Source organism: Paenibacillus sp. BK033 (assembly GCF_004345425.1).
Lineage (GTDB): Bacteria > Bacillota > Bacilli > Paenibacillales > Paenibacillaceae > Pristimantibacillus.
On record NZ_SLVP01000021.1, the window covers coordinates 1 to 26133 of the forward strand.

Consider the following 26133-nt stretch of genomic DNA (forward strand, 5'->3'; position numbering starts at 1 on the left):
AACTACCTGTCTCCGGAACGTTTCGAAGCACAGTACTACCAACAGATCGGCTAATTGCTCTTAAGCAGTGTCCACTTTCTTGACAGAGGTCCAGCCGCATCGTTAAGCTTGCCGAAAAGTTCCGGTATCGGCCGAAAATAGGCCAAACCGGGCGCCTTAACGCTATGCGGCATCGTTAAGGCGTCTTACGGATCGCCCGCGGCGATCAGCGGAAAAGAAAGGCCCGCCCAGTCATCAGTGACTGGGCGGGCCTTCGTTATGTCTTACCAGTTGTTCCCCAACACGCGGGTAACAGTGAAGTTCGGGCTTTGCGCTTCGCCGTAGATGGCGGAGATGCCCGGATTGTTGACCTTCACGTTGGTGAAGCTTGCTCCGCCGTAAGCAGAGCCTTGGCCTTGCTCGGCGCGCACGACAAGCTTGATTCCGTAGCGGGAAGGGTTGTTAATGTTAACGTTCTCGACTCGGATATTTTGCATCACCATATTGTTTGGCGACATGGACTGGAACATGAGGCCGAAGTAAACCGGATTGTTGATGTCCACGTTCTTGATCAGGATGTTCTTGATTGCCCGGTCGCCGCCGTAGATCCAGATAGCGCCAAAGTTTTGGTAATCGTTAATTTTGTCGTCGGCGCCAACGCTGGTCCAGAAGTCGCCGCCTGTACGATCCAGCGTTGCACCGTCGATGACGGTATCCTGATCGCCGAAGCCAAGCGTGTTGTAACCAAAGCTGTAGCTGCTGATGGTGATGCCCGGATACGTCAGCGTATCCGCGCCGTACAGGTTCTGGAACAGGTTATCCGAACCTCCGTATACGGCGAAAGCAGCCGCGCGGCGCACGTTAGTCGCCGTCAGGTTCGTATATTTGTTGCCCACGTTGTAAGAGCCGCCGGAATCCGTGGCGCTGAACAAAGCGAAGGAATCGTCGCCAGTGCCGCGTGCATAGTTGTTGTCGATTACGTTGTACGAGGAGCCGTTCGTCATGTTGATGCCGTCTGCAAAGGTGTTCTTGATCCGGTTGTTCTTGAACGTGTTGTAAGAGGAGTTAACCCCCCAGTAGAGGCAGACAAAATGCTCGACCCAAATGTTCTGAACCGTTACGTTCTGCATGCCGTTGCCATCGATGAATTTGCCCGGGCCATCCACCCGGTTAATGTAGTTGCCCCATGCCGACAGGTCGCGGATCGTGGAACCGTTAGCCGCGGCGCTGATATTGAAGCCAACATCCGTATTGGACTGGCTTTGAGGAGCAACCAGCTTCGTGTACCAAGGACCGGCACCTACGATTTCCGTTGCGCGGCCATAGAGGAAGATCTTGCTGTTGATCGTCCATTCGCCGGCAGGGATGTAAATGCCTTTCTTCGTATTATCCTGTCTGAACTCCGTCAGCGCCTGATCAATCGACTTGGACGCCGATACGGCCACGTATTTGGTTGGATCCGGGTTCGCTTGAGGCGGCGCGACATTCTCGGTTTCGAGCAGATCGACATAGATCCAGGATACGTCCCCGGCATCCTTCTGAATCTTGATTTTGGTTCCGGCCGGATATACTTGATCCAGCATCAGCTGCGCGTCCTCATAGAGCCAGTAAGCGGTTAAGCCTGCGCCAGGCGCATTGTCGTAGCCAAGACGGCCAAGCGTGCTAGGCGTCGCGTACAGGTAAGAGAACTTGGAGGAAACGTTAAATTTGCCTTTGCTAACGCCGTTCGCGTAAACGCTGACCGTACCGTTGGTATTCTCGGCAACCGCGTTGCGGAGAACGAAAGCGTTCGCCGGGGAAGTCAGCGTAAATTCCACGTATTCTCCCGCGGCGTCCAGATAGACGGATGAACGGCCGGATGCTTCGCCGGCATAATCGCCAGGCTTGAAGTTAGGAGCCAGCTTTGTGCCGTTTGTCGTATTGGAGGAAGATTCCGCTTCAATGATGGTGAACGGCATGTTTGCCCCGCGACCGGAGTACAAGCTTACCGTATTGCTGTTATTGGTTTGCTTGGTGCTCACTTCGCTGCCGTCGGCGGCTACCGTCGAGGTTACCGAATAGCTGCCGTTAACGGCAGTCCAAGTGCCTATCGTTACGTTAACGGATTGGCCTGCCGCAAGGGATCCGGAATACGAGCCGTTCCAGGTCTGAACGGTTGCGCCGGATGCGTTCTTCAATACCACCGTAACCGGATGAACGCCGGCCGCGGAAGCGATATTCCCTTGGTTCTTCAGGTTTGTCGTAAAAGTAACCGTGTTGCCCGCGCTTGGATTGCTTGGGTTCCAGGTCGTCGATACGATCAGGTCCGAGCTTTGCACGGCGGCCACGGTGATGCCTGCCGTGTTGCTGTAGCTGTTGTTGTTATTGTTTTGCTCGATAACGGTATTGCTTTCATCCACCTTCGCGCTTACCGGATAATTGCCGGCATTTCTTGCTCCGGCATTAACCGATACCGTAGCTGTCGCATTGGCAGCCAAGGCAGCTACGGGAGCCGTGCCAACAAGCTCGCTGCCCAGGTAGAAGTTCACCGAGGAGGCAGGGGAGCTGGCGTTGCCGATATTTTTCACCGTTGCGTTAAGGGTAAGGGCATCCGTCTCAACCGGATTGGACGGCGTCCAGGTCATGCCCGTAACAGTCAGATCCGGGTTTGGAGAAGGCGTGCCGTATATCTCGAATTCCGCTACCTGGCCGCCAGGCGCGCCGGAGTTCGCCGTAATGTTCAGCTGAACCTTGCTTACGGTAGCGGTAACCGGAATGGTAACCGTGTTGCCGGAGGAAGGGTTAAACGTATAGGACTGTGCGGATACCAGATTGCTGAAGGTCGTAGTGCTTTGGTTAGCGCCCAATACTTGAATCGTTTGGGTACGCGTGCTCCATTCGGTGGCCGGATTCAGCTTCACCACGACGGAAGTAATGTCATGATTGGCGCCAAGATCAACGGTCAGCTGGCTTGGATTGCCGCCGCCTTCCCAGTAAGTAGACGTGCTGCCGTCATTGCCGTTAGCCGCTACATACGTAAAGGTTGAAGAAGAAGCTGTAATGGTCTTGCCTAAAGCTACGTTCCCGCTGGTTGGGGGTGTAGGAGTCGGTGTTGGTGTAGGCGTAGCAGTAGGCGTAGGTGTAGGAGTCGGTGTTGGTGTAGGCGTTGGAGTTGGAGTTGGAGTCGGCGTAGGAGTAGGAGTAGGAGTTGGAGTTGGAGTTGGTGTCGCCGAAGCTGCCAAGGAAATCTGATCCAGATTAACATTGCCGGAATCGGTAGAATCGTATTTGTAGGCGATCGTGTTGCTGCCCGCGTTAAGGGTCAGCGTTTCGGTTTTGGTTCCCCAAGTATCCCAGTTCGCCAGGCTGTTCAGCGTGGTTTGACGGATCTTGGTACCGTTGACGTAAATGCTTAATGTGCGCGCGGAGCCTTGGGCATTAGCGTATTTGAGCGTGACATCGTAGCTGCCTGCGGAAGCTGCGTTTACCGCGAAGACTGTTGAGGCGCCTTGCGTCCAGTAGCCGTCAACAAAGCCCGTTCCGGAGTAGCCGGTGTGGTCCATGTTCACTTTGGCACCGCCGGACAGCGCTGCGCTCTCGGCTTGGTAAGTGCCCGATGGCGGAGGAGTTACGGCTGCTCCGTAAATCTCGAATTCGGAGAGTTGCCCGGCCTGCCAGCCTGTATTGGCCGTCATATTCAGGCGAACGTAACGGGTGCTTGCGGCCGAGAAGTTGATGGTTACCGAGTTGTTGCTGACGGAAGGATTAAATACATAACTGGCGGAGCCAACAAGGTCGGTGAATGTCGATCCGTTCGTGCTGCCTTGCACGGACAGCGTCTGAGTACGCGTGCCCCATCCGGCGGGAAGCTTCAGAACGACTTGATCAATGCTGGTGCTTGCGCCAAGATCGACTTGGATCCATTGCGGAAAAGCATTGTTCGTGCTCTCCCAATATGTAGCCTGGTTCCCGTCGGCTACATTGCCTGCAACGTAAACATCCGCGTAGCCGCTTGCCGTTACGGTTTTGCCTATGGCAAGGTTGGAGCCGCCCGCCGCCGATGAGGCAGAAGGGTAGAGCGTCAGCTGCGATAACAAAATGGCCAGAGCAAGAAAGAGCATCATAAACGGATTGCGGCTTAGCCTTTTACTTATGGCGAACATAAAAAACCTCCTAGTATTAAGAATGGTCAATCATTAATGCGCTTACATTTTAGAGCGTAGCTACATTCAACCACCTCCTAAAAGAGTTCGTCATACGCGAACTTTCTTGCTTCGCAAGCATCCTTCCGAAAGAATAAAAAACCAATACCTAACGGGTTGCGCGGTATTGGCGTTCTCGAATCTTGTCGTCATGAGGTTGTGGTCGGAGAGCAGTCTTATGAGCATAGCATAATCCGTTTGCCTGTCAGGCTGAAGATGCATTCCTACGATGAACATGTGCGATCTTATGGATTGGTGGGGGCGCAACAAAAAAACCGGCACCGCATCAGAGCGGTACCGGTTCTATAGATCCTGTTCTTTCAAAAAGGCCAGCGCAGAGCGCATCTTCTCGATATAAGCGGGTTCTCCGCCGGTACACATGAATCGTACTCGGCCGCTTCCGCGCCCCGTGCCGATTCCGTAACGGCTGAGCATCGCGGTTAGACGCCGGATCGTTCCCAGATTGCCGTTTACAATCTGAATATGCGGAGGCAGAACATCCCGGAGAATAGACGTATAGAACGGGAAATGCGTGCAGCCCAGCACCAATATCCCGTATTCGTTCAAGTTGTAGGGCGCCAGCTTGGCGAGAAAATAATCCTTCAGCACTTCTTTATCGAATTGCAGCGTTTCGCAATATTGCACCAGCTCGGGCATCGGAAGGGAATCTACGATTCCTTCTTCGTCCACGCGGGAGACCAGCGCATAATATTTCGGCATCCGAAGGGTGAGAGGAGTCGCCCATACGAGAACCTTTTTCCCCGTTGCCCTGTTCATCTCCACGGCAGGCTTCACGGCAGGCTCCATCCCGATAACAGGAAAAGAATACCGTTCCCGCAGCTCGTTGATCGCGATGCTCGTCGCCGTATTGCAGGCTACGACCAGCGCATCGATCCCCTCCGCAACCATCTGCTCAACCGTCTGAAGCACGAAGTCGCGAACTTCCTCCTCCGACTTTGTCCCGTAAGGAACATGCTTCGTGTCCGCCATATATAAATAATTCTCGGCAGGAAGACGCTTCAGCGCTTCCGCCAGTACCGTTAGTCCTCCGAGTCCGGAGTCGAAAATACCGATCGTCATAATTGTAACGTTCCTATCCCATATGATTACACCCAGCATAACGCGGTCCGGGAAATAGGGCAAGACTGCGATCGGATTTTTTTAATGGCAGCTAGCCGGTCATCACTCTTTCTACCGGATAGCGGTACTTCGAGTTTGTCTGCTGGCCGCCAATAATATAGAGGAAGGACGTCAGACCGATTCTTCCGATAAACATGAGCAGCATGAGAATGCATTTGGCGAAGATGCTCAAATCAGGCGTTATGCCGGTGGACAAACCTACCGTTCCGAAGGCGGAGCACACCTCCAGAATGATCGCGGCTAGCTGATGCTGCTTGTCGGAGAAGCTGATGGCAACAACGGACAGCGAACACATCACAATCGCCATCATCGAGATGGCGAGGGATTTTAGAATATCGTCCATATGCAGCTCGCGCTTGAATACTTTGTAGTCCCGCCTCCCTCTGGCGAAGTGGAAAATGAACAGCATGTTGAGGGCGAAGGTGGTTGTCCGGATCCCTCCGCCTACCGAGTTGGGAGAACCTCCTATAAACATATAGACGCACATCAGCAGAAGAGTGGGCAGGGTCAGATGGGTAATATCCATCGTCGTAAGGCCGGCGCTTCGCGTCGTAGCCGCCTGGAAGAAGGCGTAGAAGAAGCTTTCGTGCCAGGTTAGGCCCTTTAAATAATGCTGCGACTCGAACAGCAGGATACAGACCGTGCCAATCGCGAGCAAAGCGAAATAGGTAAAGGTGGTAAGCTTCGTAAATAGCGAGAAGCGGAAAGGATGATTCAGATCCAGCCTTTTGCGGGAGAAGAAGGCCTTCAGCTCGATTAAAACCGGGAATCCGATCGCGCCGAAAATAATGAGCAGGATCGTCACCAGCTGGACGAAATAGTCGTCCTTGAACGGAATGAGCGATTGGCCGGTAATATCCATTCCGGCATTGGTCGTTGCGCTGACGGAGGCGAACAGTCCCTGCAAGAAGGCTTCCTGCCAGGTAGGGAAGTATCGGAGGAAGCGTACTCCGAAGATGACAGCGCCAATCAGTTCGGTCAGAAGGGTGATCCGCAATATTTCTTGTACGAGATGGACCAGGCCGGATAAGGCGAATTGATTGTTGTCGACCATAATCAGCCTGCGCTCGCGGAGACCGATTTTGCGTCCGATCAAGAGCCAGAAGAACGTGCTCATCGCCATGATGCCAATCCCCCCGAACTGAAGGACGAGCATGATGACGAAATAACCAAACACGCTGTAGGTTTCCGCTACGTTAAATACGCTCAGGCCGGTATCGCTTACGACGCTGACGGCCGTAAAGACGGTATCGAAGAAGGAGACCTCGACTCCGGGTCTGCGCACGGCAGGCATACTGAATAGAAGAATGGATATAAGCACGGCAAGAATATAGTAGCCGGTAATGACTTGGGCAGGCGTACGCCGGGCTACCCATTCCCGAGATTTTTTCAGCATAGCATCCTCCCATTGTCCCTAAGGCATAGCCATAATATGGTTGGATTCGCATGCAAATATGCGGGCCCTTGCTTTTACAATTTCTTTATCAAATTTTAAAATGGCCATTATAAAGCCCCCCTACAATAGGATCAAGAATACAACTTATATACAACCGGAACACAACGAAAAACAACCACATTGTAGGGGGCAAATCAAAATGAAAGTATCCAAGGTTTACGCAGCAACCGTGCTTGCTGCATCTCTCGCGCTTGGCGCGGTAGCTGCACCGGCAGCAAGCTTCGCGGCACCGGCTGCGACATCGCAGAAGAACGTGCAAGGCGTATTCACGCAAGCAAGCGTGGAGCGTACGGCTGACGGCAAGCTGAAAATTCACTGGAACTCCAATGCGGACCTAGGCGCCGCAAAAATTCTCTGGAGCACTTCGCCGGATAACATCGCCCAAAACGGCAAGCAGCTGAAGCGCATCAACGCGAGCTATAACGGTTACGTAACAGCGGATCCCAAGCCGGGCTCCCGCTTATATTTCTACATTAAGACAAGCAGCGGCGCGACCGTTACGGTTGCGGAACGCAAAGTAAACCTGCAAGGCGCATACAACTTCCGCGACCTCGGCGGCTACAAAACAACCGACGGCAAAACCGTAAAATGGGGCAAGCTGTTCCGAGGCGAAGAGCTTGGACATTTGACGGATTCGGATATTAAAATCATTCAGGAAATGGGCATTAAAACAAACGTGGACTACCGTACGGATGCCGAAGTGAAGGCTCTTGCGGATCCGGTAATCCCGGGTATTAAGAATATCCGTACCGATGAAGGCAACGCCGGATCGACAGCCGATCTAATGTCCATGATTGCTTCCGGCCAAATGAAGGACGAAGCAACTGCGGTTGCCATGATGGCCGGCTTCAACAAGCAAATGGTCGATAACCCGAAGTTCTACGTTCAACTGATGGAGCTGCTTAACGACCCTAACAACATCGGTCTCGTTCAGCACTGCACAGCCGGCAAAGACCGTACGGGGCTTGGCTCCGCGATCATTCTTCTGGCGCTTGGCGTAGACGAGAAGACGGTTATGGATGACTACCTCTTGAGCAACGTATACCGTGCGGAAGCAAACAAGAAGGCGATTGAAGCCGTTAAAGCTCAAGTGAAGGATGAGAATGTTGTAGCGGCGATTACGGCAATGATGGGCGTTCAGAAGGAATTCCTGCAGGCCGCCATTGACGAGATGAAAGCGAAATACGGCTCGATCGACAGCTTCCTAGAAAAAGGCCTCGGCATTACGAAACAAGAGCGCGCGAAGCTGAAAGCCATGTACACGGAATAGTAAAGATGAGGATCGCAAGCCTTTTACGGCCGGCGGTCTTTTTTTATTCATGGCGGAGCGGTAGAAAAGGGTATAATAAGGAAAAACGAGATTGGAGAACAAGAGATGACGGACCATAAAACAACAGCGGGTTGGAACCTCGAGAACAGCTATGCCGATCTGCCCGACTTATTATATACCAAGCAAAATCCTGTTCCCGTGCGCGCTCCCGGATTAATCAAGTTAAATGAGCCGCTGGCAGCGGAGCTGGGGCTTAACGCCGATGCGCTGCGCGCAAGCGAAGGCATTCAAGTATTTGCGGGCAATCAGATTCCCGAAGGCGCGCAGCCTCTTGCGCAGGCTTACGCCGGACACCAATTCGCTTATTTCAACCGGCTTGGCGACGGCCGCGCCGTGCTGCTTGGCGAGCAGATTACACCGCAAGGAAAGAGAGTAGATATTCAGCTGAAAGGCTCCGGAAGGACGCCTTATTCCCGCGGCGGCGACGGACGCGCGGCGTTAGGTCCGATGCTTCGGGAGTATATCATCAGCGAAGCGATGCATGGTCTTGGCATTCCTACGACCCGCAGTCTTGCGGTTGTGACGACCGGAGAGGAAATCGTACGCGAGAGCCTGCTCCCGGGAGCGATTTTGACCCGGGTTGCCGCAAGCCATATCCGCGTGGGCACCTTCCAGTTTGCCGCGCAGTGGGGGACGCTCGAAGAGCTGCGGGCTTTGGCGGATTACGCGATCATAAGGCATTACCCGGATATGGAGGACGGCGAGAACCGGTACGTCAGCTTCTTTAGGGAAGTGATCAAACGCCAGGCGGCGCTGATTGCGAAGTGGCAGCTGGTTGGTTTCATCCACGGGGTTATGAATACGGACAATATGGCCATTAGCGGGGAGACGATTGATTACGGGCCATGCGCGTTTATGGATGCGTACGATCCGGCTACCGTCTTCAGCTCGATTGACCGGGAAGGCCGTTACGCGTTTGGCAATCAGCCGTCTATCGGCGCATGGAACCTCGCCAGACTGGCTGAAGCCTTGCTTCCGTTAATGGATGAGGATGAAGAAGGGGCTATTGAGCTGGCTCAAGACGCGTTGTCGGATTACAGCGAGCTGTTCCAGCAATACTGGCTGCAGGGCATGCGCGCGAAGCTTGGGATCTTTAACGAGGAGCCGGAGGATGAGACGCTCGTCGAAGCCTTTGTGCTGCTGATGCAGCGGAACCAAGCGGATTATACCAATACGTTCCGGGCTTTATCCATGGATAAGCCGGTGAATACCGTGTTGCATGGGACGGCGGAGTTTGCGGATTGGTTGCAGCAATGGCAGGCCAGACTAGGCAGGCAAGCGGAATCCAAGGAGGAAGCTCTCCGGCTGATGCGGAGCAGCAATCCGGCTGTTATTCCTCGCAATCACCGGGTAGAGGAAGCGCTGGAGGCGGCGGAGCAGGGGAATCTGCGCGTATTGGATAATCTGCTTGCGGCGCTTGCGAACCCTTATGCATACTCGGACGAGCAAGAGGCATATGCCGCGCTTCCGGAACAGTCGCCGCTTCCGTACCGGACGTTCTGCGGAACTTAAGGTCATAGGAGAAGAATGCCATGAAATATGAATTGGGCCGCTGTCTGCTGCAGGAATGCTTGGAGGAGCGGGGGATAAGCCGGGAGGCATTAGCCGGGGCTTTGCTATATAAGCCGGAGCGGCTGGTCGACTATATCGAGAATAAGCGGTTAATGCCGTTAAAGACAGCCATCTCTATTGCGGACACATTAGGCTGTTCGGTTAACGAGTTGTATGAGTTATTACCAGCAGAAGGCGGGAGATAGCGATGCCGGATAAAAATATCGCCATTGCCTTGTACCGGCCGCATGCCGGCAAGGAGCGGGAGCTTCATGAGATAGTCCGGGAGCATGGTCCTGCGCTTAAGCGGGAGGGACTGATTACCGAGCTGCCTCTGCTTCAGCTTCAAGCAGAGGACGGAACCGTCATTGAGATTTTCGAATGGAAATCCGAAGAAGCCAAGAGGCAGGCTCACAGCTCTCCGGTCATTTGGCCGATCTGGGAGCGGATGATGGCTGTCGCGGAGATGACGGGGCTTGGATCGCTGAAGGAAGCGGGACAGCCGTTTCCGAATTTCAAGAGGCTCGAGCTGTAGCAGTCAGCGCTTGGTCGGGATTAACGGGCAAAAGCGAGAGGTAATAGTAGTGCTTATAAGACCCTGAGAGGGTCTTATTTGCTTAGCTTGGGATGGTAATGTGAGTGTTGCGGGCGTGCGGCGTTGGGATAAGACCCTGGCAGGGCCTTATCGGGCGAAAACGAGGTAATATTAGTCATTATAAGACCCTGAGAGGGTCTTATTTGATTAGGTTGGCTGTGAAATGTGAGTGTTGCGAGCGTGCGGCGTTGGGATAAGACCCTGGCAGGGCCTTATCGGGCGAAAGCGAGGTAATATTAGTCATTATAAGACCCTGAGAGGGTCTTATTTGATTAGATTGGTGGGAAGTGTGAGTGTTGCGGACGTGCGGCGTTGGGATAAGACCCTGGCAGGGCCTTATCGGGCGAAAACGAGGTAATATTAGTCATTATAAGACCCTGAGAGGGTCTTATTTGCTTAGATTGGCGGGAAGTGTGAGTGTTGCGGGCGTGCGGCGGCCGAGCTTAACGATGCGCCGCATCGTTAAGGCAGCTGGCAGGCGGGGAAACGCAGAGCTTAACGATGCGCGGCATCGTTAAGGAAAGAGAAAAGCCGTCAGAGGGAGTGAATTTAGTTGAATTGGGCGAGCTTAACGATGCGCGGCATCGTTAAGCGAAAATACAAAGCGGGCTGTCCATTTATAGGACAGCCCGCTTATCTTTTATTGCAGCTGCCGCAAGGCCTCCGCGTACTTCGCGTACCAGTGCCGCCAATGCGCTTTGCGGTCCGCAAGGGGTTGCCCGCTGTCCAGCAGCGACGCAATGACGTCGAGGCAGACATGCCAGCCGGCAAGGTCTTTGGGCGTATGCTCCGACGGCTTGTAGATGCTCTCGATCAACACGAGCCTGCAGCCGCCGTCCTCCCCGCGGAACTCAAAGCGCACGGCCATATCCTCTCCCCAGGTAAAGGCAAGTACGGCCTGCGGCTCGTAAGCCGTGACGGTCATCGTCTGATAAGTGCCATCGCCCATGCTGAAGCTGAGATGCCCGCCTTCCCGCAGATCCTCCACACGAAGCTCGGAGAACCACTTGGGAAGCTTTTCGTTATCGGTAAAATAAGACCAGACGTCTTCCTTGGAATGATTCAACCTGCGTTCAAACGTTACGGTATAGCCAGTGCCTTCTTTCGTAATCGAAGCCAGCATAATAACGAAATCCCCCGCTTTCTTAATGGTATCTCAATGCAAGATTACCAGATTGCCGCGGAGGATTCAAAAGGGCTATAGAAAGATGATTCCGGCTGCTCCCGCCGCCGCGATAACGGTTAACGGGTGCAGCTTGTATTTGAATAAAAGCCATAAGCAGCCTGCGCAGATCAGCAGCGTAAACCCGGTCATCCAGGTGTAATTGCCCGGCTTGTCGAAGCCCCCGAAATGAAGGGCTGCATAAATAATTAATCCGGTAACGACGGGCCTCAGGCCGTAAAAGAGGGATTTCATCGTCTTGTTTTGCCGCAGCTTGAAGAAGAAGGCGGAGAGCACGATAACGACGAGCAGCGACGGGAGGACAATCCCCACGCAGGCAGCAATCGCGCCGGCTATTCCCGCTGTATCGTAGCCGATTAACGTGACAGCATTGGTGGCGATTGGCCCCGGCGCCATACCGGCAAGGGAAACGGCCTTCTGAAATTCGGCGGTAGTCATCCACCCGTGCGAAATCACCTTGCTCTGTATCATCGGAATAACGGAATAACCTCCGCCAAACGAGATAAATCCAATTTTGAAGAAAGTCAGGAACAGGTCCCAGATCATACGTAACTCTCCCTTACGCTAATCAAATATAATACTCCGGGTACATCAGCTCTTGGCTGCTGGAGGATGGCTTTTCCGTATGGGCTTGTTGACCTGTTTTCTCCTTGACCCGAACCATGCCGATACCAGCCAGAATCCCTGCCGCAACGATATATAGCGGGGTAAGCGGAAGCGCAAGCAGAATGAGAAGCGCGAAGACCAGCATGATTAAAGTTGTTTTGTCAAAAATGGCAGCTTTGGCCATTCGGTACGCGGACATGACGATCAGCGCCACAACCGCGCCGTGAATCCCCTTTAGGGCAGCCACAACCTTGGGATTGTCTTGAAACTTCAAATAAAACAGGCTAAGCGCAATGATAATAATAAAGGTTGGAAGCGTTACGCCAATAACCGCCATAGCCGCTCCCGGTACGCCGGCTTTCCGATACCCGATGAAGGCTGCGGCATTGACGCCAACGCCTCCCGGTGCGGATCCGGCGAGCGATACGACATCAGCAAGTTCTTTCTCGGCAATCCATTGACGCTTATTGACGACCTCGCGTTCAATGACGGGCATCATGGCATAACCGCCGCCAAAGGTGGAAGGACCGATTCGTACGAATACCCAGAATAGCTGTGCCAAAAAATAGAGTCGTTCTTTCCAGTTTGTCTGCATCTAAACTCTCTCCTTTTGACTGTAACATAGCTATTATAGCAACTTAAATTCATTTTGGATTAAAGTTGAGTGAAATTGGTTTATAAAAAATGCTTATACCGATAAAATCGAGTGGATAACCCTCACTACTCTGCTTAGTTTTATTCAAAGTTAAATAAAGTGGACAATACCACTCGGCATAGCCCGCATTCTTGATCTGGGGTATAATTGCAGGTAGCAACGACAATCTACCCGGAAAGGATGAAACGATGAGTCATTCTCTGCGTTCCGTCCCCTCGCATAAACAGCTTATTTACGATTACATCGCTAATCTAGGGCCAATTGCAAAAGCAGAGCTGCTGGAGGCCCATGATATCACCAGCAGCACGATGACCCGTCTATTGGACGATATGGCCAAGGAGGGGTTAATCCTCGTTACCGGATTAGGCCCGTCGAAGGGCGGCAGAAAACCGCTGCTCTACCAGATTAATCCCGATTACGGATATATATTTGGCCTCGAAATTTCCAGGTTCACTTCGACGCTTGGTTTATTCGACATGAATATGAATCAGAAGTCCGTTGTCCGGTGGCGGATGGACGAGACAATGACGCCCGAGCGTCTGGTTGCCCATACGGTCAGCATGATGCATGCCTTTATGAAGGATCATGCCATACCGCAAAGCCGTATTCTGGGGCTGGGGATCGGAGCGGTGGGACCGCTTGACCGCAGCAGCGGGGTTATTATTAATCCTCAATATTTTCCGGCTAAAGGCTGGGAGCAGGTCTCGATCTGCGCGATGTTCGAGGAGGCCGCGGGACTCCCAACCTTGCTTGAGAATGGGGCTAATACGGCTCTGGTCGGAGAGCACTGGTCCATGAGGCAAGAGAACGTGGAGCATGCGTTGTACGTTTCCGCAGGAATCAGCTTGCGTTCGGCCATGATGTCCCATGGGCAAATCGTGTACGGAAAAGTGGACATGGAGGGCTCCATTGGGCAAATGATTATCGATGTGGACGGCCCAAGGCTGGAGGAATCGGGAAACTACGGCTCGCTCGAAACCTTTGCTTCGGTGCAGGCGCTGGAAAGACAGGTGCGGACGAGGCTGAAGGTTGGGGGCGGCTTGTTATTAAATAACGTTGTACCGGAAAAAGTAAATCTGGATACGATTACGGAAGGATTAAACGCCGGCGATCCTTTTATACGGGAGATGTTCCGCCAATCCGCCTCTTATTTCGGAGTAGGGCTGGCGAATCTGATCAATACGTTCCACCCGGAGCTCATTATTCTTGGCGGGGCTCTGATTAGCGCCAATCCGATGTATTATCGGGTAGCGACGGAGGTAGCGGCAAAGAAGACGTATTACGGCGAAGCGTATATCCCGCAATTTTCGATGGGCCGATTAAAGGAAGACGCGGTTGTGACGGGTGCCGCATTAATGGTAAGAAGCCGCATGAAATTATAAGCGAATACCCAAGCCATTCCATACTTACCTACTTATAATAAATAAGCGGTTACGTATGCTTGGGGAGGGGAAGCGAGTGAAAATGTATAGCCGGGGCAAAAAAGAATCCGCACCGCTGCTGATGTACCTGCCTCAGAAGCAGTCGGGCTTTCTAAGCCCCCCTAGTCGCATAGAACAAACAATGAAACCAAAGAAACAACAGAAAAAAGCGGTGAAGCCAAGCGTTCCGAAGACAACGGCGGCAGCAGCCGCTGCTTCTGTAACCGTAACTCCGCAGCAACGGTACAGTCATCCGTTACGGAAGTTACGGAAAAGGAAATTGCAGCCGCTGCCGCAATGGCTGGATATGCTTGACGATGAGACCGGACAAGAGAATGATTACGAAGATTACGAAGAGGAAGAGAGACCCGAAGCTGAACTTATAGAGGCACCGGTTCCTTCGGTTTTTCCGCCTTCAGTTGAAGTCCGGGTCTCACAACAGGCCGTAGCGGTTCCAACGCAAGCTCCTGCTCCAGTACCAACCCCAGAACCAACTCCAACAGCAGCTCAAACACCAGTACCAGCCCCAGAACCAACTCCAACAGCAGCTCAAATACCAACTCCAGCACCAACTCAAACGCCGACCCCAATGCCGGCTCCGGCTGCTGCCAAAGCTTCGGCAGCAATGAGGGGCAATCAGCTATTTGTCTCCTTACCAGATGAGAGGCAGATTCTGATCATTGACGGGGAGACGGACACCGTCACCGATACGATACCGTTGCCGTCCGCCGCCTCCGTTAAGGGGATTGCTCTTAATCCGGTAACGAACCGGATTTATGCCATTAACAGCAGCAAGCATCAGCTGTTTGTGCTGGACGGAAGCACGAAGGAAGTGGCGGCCGTTGTTCCGGTCAGCCCGTTTCCGTCGCTCGCAGCCGTAAACGCGAGAACCAACCGCGTCTACATTACCAGCTCGCTTCTTAATACCGTGGACGTTCTGGATGGGGAGGCCAACCATCTTATCGATTCCGTTAGCGTAGGCAACATTCCCGCCGGAATCGTTATTAATACCGACACGAACCGGATTTACGTAGCAAACGGCAGCCCGGATCACGATATTTCGGTTATAGACGGGTATACCCATACAAGGCTGTTCCCGGATATTCCGGTCGGGCACGAGCCGGGGCTTGCGGGTATACACGAGGAAGCGAACCTTCTTTATGTGCCCAATTTCTTAAGCGATAGCTTGAGCGTTATTTATGGAGGGACCAATACGGTCTTAAGAACGATAACGGATGGGATCGGCAAAAATCCCTACGCAGCCGGAGTGGATACCTTCGCCAATCTGGTGTACGTCTCGAATTCCGGAAGCGGCAGCGTCTCGGTTATCGATGCTTCCAATCATAGGGTTATTGAGACCATTCCGGTCGGAAGCTTCCCTAAGGCGGTAGCCGTTCATACAAAGACCAACCGGATCTATGTAGCGGTAAGCGACGGGGTTGCCGTCATTGACGGAGAGACCTTTGAGGTGATGAATAAGATTGATACAGCTGGCAGCCCAAGCGGCCTGGCTCTTCATGAATAATAACGAAAGCCGGGGTGCACTCCAAAGGAGTGTACCCCGGCTTTTATCATGCCTGGCTTACGTAATTGCCGTTGTTTTATAAACCTCGCGGATGGCGTCTTCGACATTAGGCTCTTTGACGCTGATATCCTGAATCGGAAGCTTCTGCGAGAGAGCGGCGATAAGCTCCGAGGCGGAGATGCTCTCCTTTTCGAATTGGTACCAGATTTTGAGCCCTTCCTGCTTCATGACCGTGGCGTGCGGAGTCGTGAGATCATCGCAAGGCTCGTGAAGCTCCACAACTAACATGCGATGAGGAGTAAGCTTATGGATAATGGAGTCGATGGGACCGTCCTCTACAAGCTTGCCGTTATTAACGACAATAATTCTGCTGCAGAGCTGCTCCACGTCATCGAGATCATGGGTGGTCAGAATAACGGTAACGCCGCGGTTACGGTTAATCTCCTTAATGAAATTGCGGATCGCATGCTTCGCGTCGGCATCCAGCCCAATCGTAGGCTCGTCGAGGAATAAGACCGACGGCGAATGCAGCATGGCCGCCGCGATATCGCCGCGCATACGCTGGCCTAGCGACAGCTGGCGCACCGGGGTGTTGATGAATTCCTGCAGCTTCAGCACGTCGGTTAATACGGCGAGATTGTCGTCGTAGGCTTTTTGATCAATCTGGTAAATCCGGCGCAGCAGCTCAAACGATTCCCCGAGGCGCAAATCCCAATAGAGCTGCGTACGCTGCCCGAATACGACGCCAAGCTTGCGGACGACGGCCTTCCGGTCGGCTTGCGGGGAGATGCCGCATACCTTGATGGAGCCCGAGGTCGGATGGAGGATGCCGGTCAGCATTTTGATGGTGGTGCTTTTGCCGGCGCCGTTTGGTCCGATATAGCCGACAATCTCGCCAGGCGCGATGGAGAAGCTGATGCCGTTTACGCCGTTGAATTTCGTTTTTTTCGGGAAAAGAAGACTTTTGATCGAGCCGCGCAGCCCGCTTTCTTTTTTCACGATGATGTATTCTTTCACGAGATCCTTAACCTCGATAACGGTTTCCATTCTAGTCCCATCCCCCTGTGGCTTAAGAGCCTGCGCTCTCGTAATTTTTCATGCCGAATTTGAAGATGCCGCCCGCAATCAGGAAGCAGATCACGCCCACGAGCGGTGTCCACAGCGCAAAGCTTAGCGGAAGGTCGAGGCCGCCGCTGTCCGCATTCAGAAATTCGGCGGCAGGATAGAAGCTGATGAACCCGATTGGGATGATGAAGGTGAATAACGCCTGCAGGAAATACGGGTACATGCTAAGCGGATACATGGTTGCGCGCTCCAGCATCGTCAGGGCGAAGCCAACCATGGAGCCGTTTCGCTTGGTCCAGAAGGCGATAGTTCCGAGACTTGTGAACAGCGCGGCACGGATCAGAATACCGCCGATCAGCACGAGAATCAGCTTGCCGATGTTCGCGAGCGTCCAGTCAAAGCCGGCAATTTCGGCCCCATAGAGGAAGATGATTACGCCCGGTATGCAATCGATTAACCCGATAAAATTCACGTAGCTCGCAACCAGCTGGAAGAAAACGTTCATCGGTCGGAGCAGAAGACGGTCGAAGCCGCCGTTAATGACCATATGGTCGATACTCCACGTATTGATGAAGAAGACGACAAAGATGCCGTGGCTGATCAGGCCTAGTCCATAGAGGAAGGTAAGCTGCGGGAAATCCCAGCCGTTAAGCGCCTGGAAGCGGTCGACGATAATCTTGAGCATCCAGATGCCGGAGAAGTATTGAATCGGAATCATGAGGAGCCAGCTGAACAGGAACAGCGGATACTCGAGCTGCCGCTGCACGGCGAGGCGCGCCCAGCAGGAAGCGACGGTAACATAATGCTTGATCGTAGATACCATAAGGACGTTCTCAGCCTCCCTGGATTAACGTTTTTTTCTTCGTGCGCGCCCAGCCGGCTGCCAGGATGAGATACAGAATCGCAACCCACGCCGCCTGCACAGCCATGGAGGTTAAAGCTTCGGACGTGCTTGTGTTGCCGATATAAATGCCGAGCGGAGTCTGGTACGTGTACTGGAAAGGCAGAAATTTCGAGACAGTCTGCACCGATTCCGGAAAAAACCAGAGCGGCACGATGCTGCCGGACAATACGCGGACGATCGCGTCCTTGACGTTCCCCATATTGCCGAGCTCCATCACCCAGAAGGCGATCAGTCCGATAAGCGCGCTGAGCAGCCATAGAATGGCGTAGCTTAACAGGCAGCTTGGAAGGAAGAGCAGGAAGCTACGGAAGGAGGCTGGCCACGGAATACCAAAGAAGACGGAGGCAAATACAACAAGCGGAAGGGCCCTGTTTAACAAGGAGCTGAGCATTTCACCGATATCTTCGGCCAAATAGCAGGCAAAAAGAGGGATGGGACGGTAAAAGTCGGTGACAATCTGGCCTTCCCGTATTTTGTAATAGATGGTATTCTGTACATCGCATACGAAAATGGTAGAGATAATGATCGAGAGAATGGTATAGGTCGTAATATCCTGCAGGCTGAGCGATTCTACCGATCCGGAGCCGCCTTTGTAAGCCGTCTGCCATAAGAATACGGAGGCCAGCATCAGAATAAGATTGGTGGCAACGGAAGTGAATACTTCGAATCGGTAAGTCAAGTTAATGAGAAGCTTCATTTTCGTTATATACCAGTAAGCCTGAAGCATATTAGCCCCCTTGAAAGTGACTTCATATGTAAAATATGACAATTGCAATGCTCTTATATTAATCGATTTCATTCAAGTAGGCTATGGATATTTTTAATATAGTTATTTATAAGGTTCGGCCCAAGATTGCGGGGGAGGTGCAACAGGAATGGTTATGATTCTAATCATCCTGATCGTGGCTATTTACTTAACGCTGCTGAACTTTAAGCGGCTTAAAAAGCTGGCCAAAGGGTTGAGATGGCTCTTGTATGCGTTATTGCTTTTCCTCCTATGCGACGGCATTTATTCCTCTGTGAGGCATTTTAGCCCGGATAACGCCGTACATCATCTTATTCCCGGTCTCTGCATGGCTTTGCTGATCGAAGGAGCGCGATATGTCTTTAGAAAAAGGCGTGACCATGAAAAGAACTGGTCCGTGGATGACTATCCGATCGAATACCTTCGCCAGAAGGGAGCGGGCATCCCTTGGGAGGCAAGCATTAAAGACTGGCAGGAAATGAAAGGAGCAGGCGAAGACCGTGAGGAAGCTTACCTGGATCTGGTCAAGAGGTTTAACGCCTTTAAAAACGAGGGAAATCAGCTGCCTGAACCGTTAAGTTTAAAAAGGAGGTAAGGAATAATGCTGAACATAAAAATAACCGACAGTGATTTTATAGGAGGCAGCCCCGCGTATCTGGATACCGTCTCCCGTTATGCCGCAAGGGGAGTGTTATTCAACAGCCGGGGACAGGTTGCGATGATGCATATGGCCGAGCTTGATCTCTATAAGCTGCCCGGCGGAGGAATGGAGGAAGGGGAGTCGCCGGAGGAGGCTTTTGTCCGGGAAATAAAGGAGGAGACCGGCTGCGATGCGGAAGTGATCCGGAGGCTTGGTTATGTAGAGGAGCATAAGAATCGGAACGGCTTTCTGCAGCATTCGCATTGTTATCTTGCGAAAGCGCGGCATGTTACGGGTACAACGTCACTCACCGCAGCCGAAGAACAGCTCGGAATGTCCGTTCAGTGGCTGTCCGCCGCACAAGCGCTGGATATTATGGGAAATGCAGTAGCGGGCGGCAGCGATAATCACGCCAAGCTTTTTATGCTTATGCGCGACCGGGCTATCCTGAAAGAGGCCGTGGAATTCATGGAGAAAGAGGGCTTTTTATAGGCCTTTTTTCCAATATATACTTTATTGTAATTGCCTATGAAGATTATTGTTTTTATATATTATTCAAATAGGCTTCTTGGTTATATGATGGATTAAATATATAAAAGGGGAGAGGGATTAAAGATGAACAAGTCCATCTATGACTTTCAGGTAAATGAGATAAATGGGGAGCCTATTCATCTGTCTGCTTTTTATGGCAGGGTTCTTCTAATCGTGAACACAGCAAGCCAGTGCGGCTATTCCAAGCAGTTCGAAGGCCTGCAGCAGTTGTACGAAAAATATTGGATGCACGGCTTCGAGATATTGGGCTTCCCGTGCAATCAATTTAACGGCAAAGAACCCGGCAGCCATGCGGAGGTAGAAGAGCATTGCCGGCGCAAGGCCGGGGTAACCTTCTCGTTGTTCGAAAAGGTGGAGCTTCGCGGAGAGACTGTTCATCCGCTCTTTCAATATTTGACGGAGCAGGCGCCTTTCCGGGGCTTTGACCCGAACAATTCCGATGAGCTGTGGATGAAGGATTTTCTCCTGCAGAATCATCCGGACCTGTATGAAGGCGACGGCGTAAAGTGGAACTTCTGCAAGTTCCTCGTGAACCGGGAAGGAAAAGTAATCGCCCGATTCGAGCCAACGACGCAGCCAACCGATTTGGAACTGGCCATCGAGGAGGCATTGTCCTCGGAGCAATCATGAAGCCGTAATTCCAAGAATAATCATTGGCCGATGCTTCTCAAGAAGCTTCGGCTTCTATTTTTTTAGCGATCAAACCTCGCCTTAAATTGTTCTTTGTCTCCGTTAAAAACGTTAATATCGACGTACGCATCAATGCCGGCGGTATGCCCCCGGTTGTTGTATTGCCAAAATAACCAACGGCGGTCATCCCGTAAGCGTGGATGCTTGACGATATCCCTGATCCAGATCTCGTAATCCTCGAAGCTGCCTGCTATATAGGTGTTATAGGTATCGTAGGTTACATACAGGATAGGCTTCTGCGTATAATGCTTCTCCAGTTGGCCGGAGAGACTGGTCAGTTCCCGCTGTATGCGGGCAACATCCTTATCGAGAGCTATCTCGATATCGATAACGGGCGGGAGATTTGAGGCCTCCTTAGGGACCTCTTCGATAAAATGCGCAGCTTGCTCAGCGCCGGTGCTTTGCGTTGTGAAGAAGTGATAAGCGCCGATCCTCATCCCTTGGCTTCCGGCCTGCTCCCAATTGGACTTGAAATTCTCATCCGTCATATCCTTGCCTTCCGTAGCCTTGATATAGACGAACTGCCATTTGCCGCTGCCGGCAACCTTGCCCCAATCCATCTCGCCTTGATAGTGGGACACATCGATCCCTTGTACCTTGTATTTAGAGGCGAACAGGCTGTTATGCCAGATAATGCCTTTGTACTCCAATACTCCGGCAATCATGAGGAGCAGCAGTAAGCATGCGGTGATTTTCTGCCATCTTTTTAGCTTCATAGTCACCTATCCTTTATTCCTGTCTCCATGTCTGGTTCAGCGCTTTCCAGATACATAGACGATAGCTTGTCCCTATTTGTTCCAGCAAAAATTTAACTTGCTCCGCTTATGTGCCCGGTTTATGATAAAAGTAAATATCTGGTATGTGCGACTGGCGTAAACGTGGAGAACCACGAGGGAGCACGTATGTCATCCGCCGTACGCCTGGGCAGAGTATCGGTTCTCGTTAGGAGACCGATGCTCTTTTTTATTATTAGGATGAGGGGATGAGAGGATGCAGCGAAGAAGGAATGTAGCCATTCTGATCTACGACAATGTTGAAGTGCTGGATTTTACGGGACCGTTTGAAGTGTTTATTACGGGCAGCAATCGCGGGCAGGATTTCCATGTGTTCACCGTGGCGGAGAATAATGGCCCCGTTACGGCTCTAGGCAATTTGAGCGTCAATCCCGCCTATACCATCCAGGATTGTCCCAAGCCGGATATCGTGCTTATCCCGGGCGGCTGGGGCTCCCGTCAGGAAATGCACAACAAGGTGCTGACCGATTGGATCAGGAAATGCGCCGACGAATCTGAGCTGCTGCTGTCCGTCTGCACGGGCGCGCTACTCCTCGCGAAGGCTGGCGTGCTGGAAGGGTTGAAGCTGACGACGAATCGCCTTGCAACGGAAGAGCTAAGACAGGTTGCTCCAGCATCCGCTGAAATCTCCGAGACCGCCAGGTATGTAGATAACGGGAAGATTATTATGTCCGCGGGTATTTCGGCCGGCATAGACATGTCCCTCTACGTCATCAGCCGGCTTCATGGCGAGGAGAGAGCGCTGCATACCGCAAAATTGATGGAATACGATTGGGTGCAAAAAGAGCATTCCTGATCAAATATTTGTGCCGTTTTCCTGATAGGATAACCGTAACGATGAGCGAGGAGCTGGATCAATCTTACGAATGGAACATTATACCCGAATCCAATATGCGATTACGTTTATAGAAGAACAACTGCAGGAAGCGCTTAGCCTGGAGACGATAGCCGCCCGGGCGGGATTTTCGCTGTACCATTTTCAAAGGCTATTCCATGCCGTCACGGGCTTTACGGTGCAGGAGTACATTCGGAAGAGAAGATTGAGCAGGGCTGCCGAAGAGCTGAGGGTTACCCGCCATACGGTGCTGGATATCTCGGTGTCTTACCAATACGGTTCGCAGGAGGCATTTACCCGTGCTTTTGCCGGTTATTTCGGCATGGCGCCGGCGCAGTACAGGAAGAAGCAGCCGCTGCTGGCCTTGCAGCTCCCCATTAACCTCGTCGCATTAACGGCAAATATCCGAGGAGGATTAACGATGTACAAACCGGCCATTATCGAACGGCCTGCGACCCGCATTATTGGCTATAACTATCCAACCAATATGAACAACGAGCGGTATTTCGAAGAGATCCCGGGCTTCTATGCGCATTTCGGCAGTCAGGAATACTTTGCGCGTATTCCCAATAAAGCGCGGCCGGCTTTTGCTTACGGTATCCCCCATAGCTATGGCGAGGATGGAGCCTTATTGGCGAGGAAGTCACCTCGTTTGCGGAGGTGGAGGACGGGTTCGCCTGTCTGGAGCTTCCCGGCGGCAAGTATGCGGCTTTCCGCAACGGAACGATGCCCGAAGTTGGGCAAAACGCATGGAAATACATCTATGGAACCTGGCTGCCTAACAGTAATTATGAGCGGGGAGAGGGACCGGACTTTGAAGTCACGGATGTCTTAGCCTCCACGCCGGAAAAAATCAGCATGACCATCTATATCCCGATTCGTTAAGCCGCTTCTGGGCGGCTGCCCGAAGGCAGTAAGAAACCTATAAGAGCATGCCGGAGCATCCGGCATGTTTTCTTTTGGTTATAAGCGGATAACTAAAAAATTCCACAATTATATTGACAATCGATATATCGGGACTTAATATATAAGCATAAGATATATCGACAGACGATATAGACTGTGTGGACGGGAAGGATGAAATGTTGTGAAAGAAATGCTGCCGCTTACCGAGGCTTTTTATTATATCCTGATTGTTCTCTATACGGAGCCGTCGCACGGATACGGAATTATGCAGGATACCGAGAGGAAGAGCGGAGGGCGCGTAAAGCTTGGTGCCGGTACCTTGTACACGGCACTTAATACCCTGCTGAATAAAGGACTGATTGATCATTATCCCGTTCCGGAAGGGACGGACGCGCGCCGCAAAATGTATGCCATTACGGAGACCGGCAGGCAGGTAGTGGAAGCCGAGATCGCAAGGCTGGAAGAGCTTCTAAACGTTGGGCGGCAAGCCCTGATCATGAAGAAAGGGTGAGGCGGATGAGCGACAAGCTGATTAAGCGGAATCGGCTGACGATGAGCTGGAACTATGAGAAGGAAGAGCAGTGGCTTAACGATATGTCCCGTGACGGACAACATTTCAAGAAAGCGAGTATGCTGAGCAGCTTCTTCACCAAAGATGAATCGGTCCGGTATACGTACAGGCTGGATTACCAGACGGGCCAAACGCTTGGGAGCAGCAAGTTTCAGGAGTATATTGATTTGTATCGGGACGCAGGCTGGGAGTACGTCAGCTCTTACGGCGCTCTGTGGCATTATTTTCGCAGGGAATGGCAGCCCGGGGAAGAGCCTCGGCTTTATACGGACAGGGACTCCTTAATTCAGCTGTACAAAAGATTGCAAGGGGTTATGGCCGTTATGATGCTCGTTAACCTCGTTATCATGCTTGTCAATATGGTTAATCTGCGGAATTTCTTCAGCGGCGACAGGCTGTGGACGATAGGTTTGCCGGTGATGGTCCTTTATTTATTCCTGTTTGGCGTGCTGGGGTATGGCTGCTGGAGGATGCAGAAGAAAGTAAACGCACTTAAACTTTAACTTAGATAACGGAAGGAGCAAATCCGGATGAGAACAAATCGGTTAGGCGGTTCGGAATTATACGTTGGGGAGATTGGACTTGGCTGCATGTCGCTTGGAACGGATGAGGAGAAGGCTGTCGCTTTGGTTCATGAAGCTTTGGAGCGGGGAGTTACGTTGCTGGATACCGCGGATTTATACGACAGCGGCCGGAACGAGGAGATTGTCGGCAAGGCGATCCGAGGACGCCGTGAGCAGGTGGTGCTGGCGACGAAGGTCGGCAACCGGAGAATTCCCGGCCAGGAAGGCTGGGCATGGGACCCGTCGAAGGCTTACATTTTATCCGCGGTGAAAGACAGCCTTAGACGGCTGGGAACGGACTACATCGATCTCTACCAACTGCATGGCGGGACGATCGAGGATCCGATTGACGAGACCATCGAAGCGTTCGAGCAATTGAAGCGGGAGGGCGTAATCCGGGAATACGGCATTTCGTCCATCCGTCCGAATGTCATTCGGGAATATGCTTCGCGGTCTTCCATCGTCAGCGTCATGAATCCGTATAGCATTGTAGACCGGCGCGCAGAGGAAACGGTGCTCCCGCTGCTGGAAAAGAAGGGACTTAGTCTGATCGCGCGCGGGCCTGTTGCGAGCGGGGCGCTTGCGGCAAACCGCCAGCCGTCCAAAGGCGTGCTGGACTATGAGCTCGATGAGCTCCTCGAGCTTCGCGAGCAGCTGGAGCAGCTGACGTCCGAGGGACGGAGCCTCTCGCAGCTTGCGATTCGTTATTCCCTTGGACATCCGTCTGTAGCCGCAGCCATTCCGGGAGCAAGCTCCCGCGAGCAGCTGCTGCAAAATATCTCTGCTGCGGATATTCCGCCATTAACGGAGGAAGAGATTCAGCTCGTTCGCCGCTTAAGCAAAGCAGGCGTGTACAAGGTTCACCGGTAAGCGAGGCTCAATCCCAAGGTCCGGAGGTTGTTAGGCGTTATGGAAAATGCGAACAAGTACAGGTTGAGCGACAAGGAGATCGGCACGATCGTGCGGGAGGCTTTTGGCGTGAGCTTCCGCTCTGCCGGCGAGCTGACGGATGGCTGGGCGAACATGGCATACTCCATCGTGCTGGAGGACGGGCGGAGGGTTGTCCTTAAAATCGCGCCTTCCGCGGATAAGCGGGTTATGCGTTACGAGAAGAACATGATGCGGACGGAAGTAGAAGCGATGCGCCTTGCGGCGGCTACGCCAGGCCTGCCTGTTCCGCGCGTTTACGCTTATGATGCCAGCTGCTCGATCATCGGAGCGGAGTATTTCTTCATGGATTTTGCGGAAGGAACAGCAATGAATAAAATAAGGGACTCTCTCTCGCTGGATGAGCGGGAGGCCATTGCCCGCGAGCTTGGCGGCTACAGCCGTTCCATTAATGCTTATAAGAACAGCTTCTTTGGCTCGCTTCAGCCGGAGGGCCGGAGGAAGGATAACTGGGCGGAAGTGTTCGAAGGCATGATGGAGGATGTGCTGGCCGACGGCAAGGATGCAAGCGTCGAGCTGCCGGTGTCTTACGCGGAGATCGAGAAGGAGGTTCTCCGCTACGGAGAGCTGCTGGTTGCGGTCAAGGAAGCTTCGCTGGTTCACTGGGATTTGTGGGATGGCAATGTGTTTGTCCATGGTGGGAAGATTTCCGGGCTGATCGACTTCGAGCGTGCTTTTTGGGGCGATCCGCTGAGCGAATTTTATTTCGGCCGGTTCGCGCAGAATACGTTGGGCGCGTTCTGCGAAGGATACGGCATCAACGGCTTGACAGAGTCCGAGCGGCGAAGACGCGTGTTGTACGATTTTTATCTCGATCTCATTATGGTCATCGAATGTACGTACCGCAACTACGAGAGCAAGGATCATATCAAGTGGGCTTACGGGAATTTCGTAGAGGGCTATAAGCATCTGCAAAGCCTGTGAAATAGCAAAGCTGATGACGGTTATTGAACCGCCCTGGTTGGGGCGGTTTTTTTGTGCGCGGGCGGAAGAGGGAACGCCAGCAAGATGGCTTAACGATATGCGATATCGTTAAGGGGGTTCACTCGGATGCCGGCGGAGTGCTTAACGATGTGCGGCATCGTTAAGGAAGGGGGGAAAGCGGGAAAACGAGAGTAATCAGCTCAAATGAAGGAGCTTAACGATACGCGGTATTGTTAAGGAGGTAAAATTAAGCTTCGTGGACGGGCATAGCGATGTGCGTGCAACTAGAATAAAAAGTGGACACCCTCTAAGAACAGGTAGATAATAAACACAAAAAAACCGAGGTGTCGTCCACATGAAAGAGAGCAGGCAGC

The 26133-nt window shown here is 52.5% G+C and carries 24 protein-coding genes, 1 pseudogene and 1 riboswitch; of the genes and pseudogenes, 15 read left to right on the top strand and 10 right to left on the bottom strand.

Annotation, left to right across the window (positions count from 1 at the left end):
* Positions 1–263: 263 nt before the first annotated feature.
* The 3 genes from EV294_RS29695 to EV294_RS29705 form a co-directional block, all read right to left on the bottom strand.
* A complete protein-coding gene (locus EV294_RS29695; protein WP_132313538.1) occupies positions 264–4121 on the bottom strand; it encodes a galactose-binding domain-containing protein in 3858 nt (1285 codons plus the stop codon).
* Positions 4122–4463: 342 nt separating this feature from the next.
* Positions 4464–5240: a glutamate racemase gene (gene murI, locus EV294_RS29700; RefSeq protein ID WP_132313540.1), complete on the bottom strand. Its 777-nt coding sequence runs from the start codon at positions 5238–5240 to the stop codon at positions 4464–4466.
* A 91-nt stretch (positions 5241–5331) separates the two neighbouring features.
* The gene (locus tag EV294_RS29705; protein ID WP_132313542.1) at positions 5332–6696 is read right to left on the bottom strand and encodes a TrkH family potassium uptake protein; all 1365 of its coding nucleotides are present in this window, start codon (positions 6694–6696) and stop codon (positions 5332–5334) included.
* A gap of 199 nt (positions 6697–6895) precedes the next feature.
* Here EV294_RS29705 and EV294_RS29710 point away from each other — a divergent pair, with 199 nt between their 5' ends.
* From EV294_RS29710 to EV294_RS29725, 4 genes are all read left to right on the top strand, one after another.
* A complete protein-coding gene (locus EV294_RS29710; RefSeq protein ID WP_132313544.1) occupies positions 6896–8026 on the top strand; it encodes a tyrosine-protein phosphatase in 1131 nt (376 codons plus the stop codon).
* Between the two features lie 105 nt (positions 8027–8131).
* On the top strand, positions 8132–9598 hold the full coding sequence (locus EV294_RS29715; protein WP_132313546.1) for a protein adenylyltransferase SelO: 1467 nt from the start codon (positions 8132–8134) through the stop codon (positions 9596–9598).
* Between the two features lie 20 nt (positions 9599–9618).
* The gene (locus EV294_RS29720) at positions 9619–9843 is read left to right on the top strand and encodes a helix-turn-helix domain-containing protein (RefSeq protein WP_132313548.1); all 225 of its coding nucleotides are present in this window, start codon (positions 9619–9621) and stop codon (positions 9841–9843) included.
* A 2-nt stretch (positions 9844–9845) separates the two neighbouring features.
* Positions 9846–10172, top strand: coding sequence for an antibiotic biosynthesis monooxygenase family protein (locus tag EV294_RS29725; RefSeq protein WP_132313550.1), 327 nt, complete (start codon positions 9846–9848; stop codon positions 10170–10172).
* 700 nt (positions 10173–10872) lie between these two features.
* Here the strand turns inward: EV294_RS29725 and EV294_RS29730 are convergent.
* From EV294_RS29730 to EV294_RS29740, 3 genes are all read right to left on the bottom strand, one after another.
* Complete coding sequence (locus EV294_RS29730) at positions 10873–11355, bottom strand: SRPBCC family protein (RefSeq protein ID WP_132313552.1); 483 nt, start codon at positions 11353–11355, stop codon at positions 10873–10875.
* A 75-nt stretch (positions 11356–11430) separates the two neighbouring features.
* The gene (locus EV294_RS29735; protein ID WP_132313554.1) at positions 11431–11961 is read right to left on the bottom strand and encodes a chromate transporter; all 531 of its coding nucleotides are present in this window, start codon (positions 11959–11961) and stop codon (positions 11431–11433) included.
* 22 nt (positions 11962–11983) lie between these two features.
* On the bottom strand, positions 11984–12616 hold the full coding sequence (locus tag EV294_RS29740) for a chromate transporter (protein WP_132313556.1): 633 nt from the start codon (positions 12614–12616) through the stop codon (positions 11984–11986).
* Between the two features lie 248 nt (positions 12617–12864).
* Here EV294_RS29740 and EV294_RS29745 point away from each other — a divergent pair, with 248 nt between their 5' ends.
* Both EV294_RS29745 and EV294_RS30975 read left to right on the top strand, forming a co-directional pair.
* Positions 12865–14058 carry an ROK family transcriptional regulator gene (locus EV294_RS29745; RefSeq protein WP_132313558.1) on the top strand — a complete coding sequence of 398 codons (1194 nt, stop codon included), beginning with the start codon at positions 12865–12867 and terminating at the stop codon, positions 14056–14058.
* A gap of 82 nt (positions 14059–14140) precedes the next feature.
* Positions 14141–15622 carry a YncE family protein gene (locus EV294_RS30975; protein ID WP_279513637.1) on the top strand — a complete coding sequence of 494 codons (1482 nt, stop codon included), beginning with the start codon at positions 14141–14143 and terminating at the stop codon, positions 15620–15622.
* A gap of 57 nt (positions 15623–15679) precedes the next feature.
* Here EV294_RS30975 and EV294_RS29755 read toward each other — a convergent pair whose 3' ends face one another.
* Genes EV294_RS29755 through EV294_RS29765 form a run of 3 tightly spaced genes read right to left on the bottom strand, consistent with a single transcriptional unit; the run spans position 15680 to position 18318 of the window.
* Positions 15680–16669 (bottom strand): ABC transporter ATP-binding protein, encoded by a 990-nt coding sequence (locus EV294_RS29755; protein ID WP_132313562.1) that lies wholly within the window; start codon positions 16667–16669, stop codon positions 15680–15682.
* 22 nt (positions 16670–16691) lie between these two features.
* Entirely contained in the window at positions 16692–17510 is an 819-nt protein-coding gene (locus EV294_RS29760) for an ABC transporter permease (RefSeq protein WP_132313564.1), read from the bottom strand.
* A 10-nt stretch (positions 17511–17520) separates the two neighbouring features.
* Entirely contained in the window at positions 17521–18318 is a 798-nt protein-coding gene (locus tag EV294_RS29765; RefSeq protein WP_165930851.1) for an ABC transporter permease, read from the bottom strand.
* A gap of 148 nt (positions 18319–18466) precedes the next feature.
* Between EV294_RS29765 and EV294_RS29770 the strand changes: the two genes are divergently transcribed.
* From EV294_RS29770 to EV294_RS29780, 3 genes are all read left to right on the top strand, one after another.
* Positions 18467–18931, top strand: coding sequence for a hypothetical protein (locus EV294_RS29770; RefSeq protein WP_132313568.1), 465 nt, complete (start codon positions 18467–18469; stop codon positions 18929–18931).
* A gap of 6 nt (positions 18932–18937) precedes the next feature.
* Positions 18938–19468 carry an NUDIX hydrolase gene (locus EV294_RS29775; RefSeq protein WP_132313570.1) on the top strand — a complete coding sequence of 177 codons (531 nt, stop codon included), beginning with the start codon at positions 18938–18940 and terminating at the stop codon, positions 19466–19468.
* 123 nt (positions 19469–19591) lie between these two features.
* Complete coding sequence (locus EV294_RS29780) at positions 19592–20158, top strand: glutathione peroxidase (protein ID WP_132313572.1); 567 nt, start codon at positions 19592–19594, stop codon at positions 20156–20158.
* Between the two features lie 62 nt (positions 20159–20220).
* Here the strand turns inward: EV294_RS29780 and EV294_RS29785 are convergent, their stop codons facing one another.
* Positions 20221–20934 carry a glycoside hydrolase family 25 protein gene (locus EV294_RS29785; protein WP_132313574.1) on the bottom strand — a complete coding sequence of 238 codons (714 nt, stop codon included), beginning with the start codon at positions 20932–20934 and terminating at the stop codon, positions 20221–20223.
* A 137-nt stretch (positions 20935–21071) separates the two neighbouring features.
* Positions 21072–21151, top strand: a riboswitch (ZMP/ZTP riboswitch).
* Positions 21152–21208: 57 nt separating this feature from the next.
* On the opposite strand from EV294_RS29785, the gene EV294_RS29790 reads away from it, so the two are divergent.
* From EV294_RS29790 to EV294_RS29815, 6 genes and pseudogenes are all read left to right on the top strand, one after another.
* Entirely contained in the window at positions 21209–21808 is a 600-nt protein-coding gene (locus tag EV294_RS29790) for a DJ-1/PfpI family protein (RefSeq protein ID WP_132313576.1), read from the top strand.
* Between the two features lie 70 nt (positions 21809–21878).
* Positions 21879–22732 (top strand): annotated as a pseudogene (locus tag EV294_RS29795) (effector binding domain-containing protein).
* A 211-nt stretch (positions 22733–22943) separates the two neighbouring features.
* On the top strand, positions 22944–23264 hold the full coding sequence (locus EV294_RS29800; protein ID WP_132313584.1) for a PadR family transcriptional regulator: 321 nt from the start codon (positions 22944–22946) through the stop codon (positions 23262–23264).
* 5 nt (positions 23265–23269) lie between these two features.
* Positions 23270–23827, top strand: a complete 558-nt coding sequence (locus tag EV294_RS29805) for a DUF2812 domain-containing protein (protein WP_132313578.1) — start codon at positions 23270–23272, stop codon at positions 23825–23827.
* 27 nt (positions 23828–23854) lie between these two features.
* A complete protein-coding gene (locus EV294_RS29810; RefSeq protein ID WP_132313580.1) occupies positions 23855–24757 on the top strand; it encodes an aldo/keto reductase in 903 nt (300 codons plus the stop codon).
* A gap of 39 nt (positions 24758–24796) precedes the next feature.
* The gene (locus EV294_RS29815; protein ID WP_132313582.1) at positions 24797–25759 is read left to right on the top strand and encodes a phosphotransferase family protein; all 963 of its coding nucleotides are present in this window, start codon (positions 24797–24799) and stop codon (positions 25757–25759) included.
* The last annotated feature ends 374 nt before the right edge of the window (positions 25760–26133 follow it).

What these genes read in the sequence shown, in the direction of transcription:
- EV294_RS29715 (WP_132313546.1), top strand. Translation starts at nt 8,132, where the DNA reads ATGACGGACCATAAAACAACAGCGGGTTGGAACCTCGAGAACAGCTAT.
- EV294_RS29725 (WP_132313550.1), top strand. Translation starts at nt 9,846, where the DNA reads ATGCCGGATAAAAATATCGCCATTGCCTTGTACCGGCCGCATGCCGGC.
- EV294_RS29760 (WP_132313564.1), bottom strand. Translation starts at nt 17,510, where the DNA reads ATGGTATCTACGATCAAGCATTATGTTACCGTCGCTTCCTGCTGGGCG.
- EV294_RS29765 (WP_165930851.1), bottom strand. Translation starts at nt 18,318, where the DNA reads ATGCTTCAGGCTTACTGGTATATAACGAAAATGAAGCTTCTCATTAAC.
- EV294_RS29705 (WP_132313542.1), bottom strand. Translation starts at nt 6,696, where the DNA reads ATGCTGAAAAAATCTCGGGAATGGGTAGCCCGGCGTACGCCTGCCCAA.
- EV294_RS29790 (WP_132313576.1), top strand. Translation starts at nt 21,209, where the DNA reads ATGCAGCGAAGAAGGAATGTAGCCATTCTGATCTACGACAATGTTGAA.
- murI (WP_132313540.1), bottom strand. Translation starts at nt 5,240, where the DNA reads ATGACGATCGGTATTTTCGACTCCGGACTCGGAGGACTAACGGTACTG.
- EV294_RS29755 (WP_132313562.1), bottom strand. Translation starts at nt 16,669, where the DNA reads ATGGAAACCGTTATCGAGGTTAAGGATCTCGTGAAAGAATACATCATC.
- EV294_RS30975 (WP_279513637.1), top strand. Translation starts at nt 14,141, where the DNA reads ATGTATAGCCGGGGCAAAAAAGAATCCGCACCGCTGCTGATGTACCTG.
- EV294_RS29720 (WP_132313548.1), top strand. Translation starts at nt 9,619, where the DNA reads ATGAAATATGAATTGGGCCGCTGTCTGCTGCAGGAATGCTTGGAGGAG.
- EV294_RS29730 (WP_132313552.1), bottom strand. Translation starts at nt 11,355, where the DNA reads ATGCTGGCTTCGATTACGAAAGAAGGCACTGGCTATACCGTAACGTTT.
- EV294_RS29740 (WP_132313556.1), bottom strand. Translation starts at nt 12,616, where the DNA reads ATGCAGACAAACTGGAAAGAACGACTCTATTTTTTGGCACAGCTATTC.
- EV294_RS29775 (WP_132313570.1), top strand. Translation starts at nt 18,938, where the DNA reads ATGCTGAACATAAAAATAACCGACAGTGATTTTATAGGAGGCAGCCCC.
- EV294_RS29805 (WP_132313578.1), top strand. Translation starts at nt 23,270, where the DNA reads ATGAGCGACAAGCTGATTAAGCGGAATCGGCTGACGATGAGCTGGAAC.
- EV294_RS29735 (WP_132313554.1), bottom strand. Translation starts at nt 11,961, where the DNA reads ATGATCTGGGACCTGTTCCTGACTTTCTTCAAAATTGGATTTATCTCG.
- EV294_RS29710 (WP_132313544.1), top strand. Translation starts at nt 6,896, where the DNA reads ATGAAAGTATCCAAGGTTTACGCAGCAACCGTGCTTGCTGCATCTCTC.
- EV294_RS29780 (WP_132313572.1), top strand. Translation starts at nt 19,592, where the DNA reads ATGAACAAGTCCATCTATGACTTTCAGGTAAATGAGATAAATGGGGAG.
- EV294_RS29785 (WP_132313574.1), bottom strand. Translation starts at nt 20,934, where the DNA reads ATGAAGCTAAAAAGATGGCAGAAAATCACCGCATGCTTACTGCTGCTC.
- EV294_RS29770 (WP_132313568.1), top strand. Translation starts at nt 18,467, where the DNA reads ATGGTTATGATTCTAATCATCCTGATCGTGGCTATTTACTTAACGCTG.
- EV294_RS29815 (WP_132313582.1), top strand. Translation starts at nt 24,797, where the DNA reads ATGGAAAATGCGAACAAGTACAGGTTGAGCGACAAGGAGATCGGCACG.
- EV294_RS29695 (WP_132313538.1), bottom strand. Translation starts at nt 4,121, where the DNA reads ATGTTCGCCATAAGTAAAAGGCTAAGCCGCAATCCGTTTATGATGCTC.
- EV294_RS29810 (WP_132313580.1), top strand. Translation starts at nt 23,855, where the DNA reads ATGAGAACAAATCGGTTAGGCGGTTCGGAATTATACGTTGGGGAGATT.
- EV294_RS29800 (WP_132313584.1), top strand. Translation starts at nt 22,944, where the DNA reads ATGCTGCCGCTTACCGAGGCTTTTTATTATATCCTGATTGTTCTCTAT.
- EV294_RS29745 (WP_132313558.1), top strand. Translation starts at nt 12,865, where the DNA reads ATGAGTCATTCTCTGCGTTCCGTCCCCTCGCATAAACAGCTTATTTAC.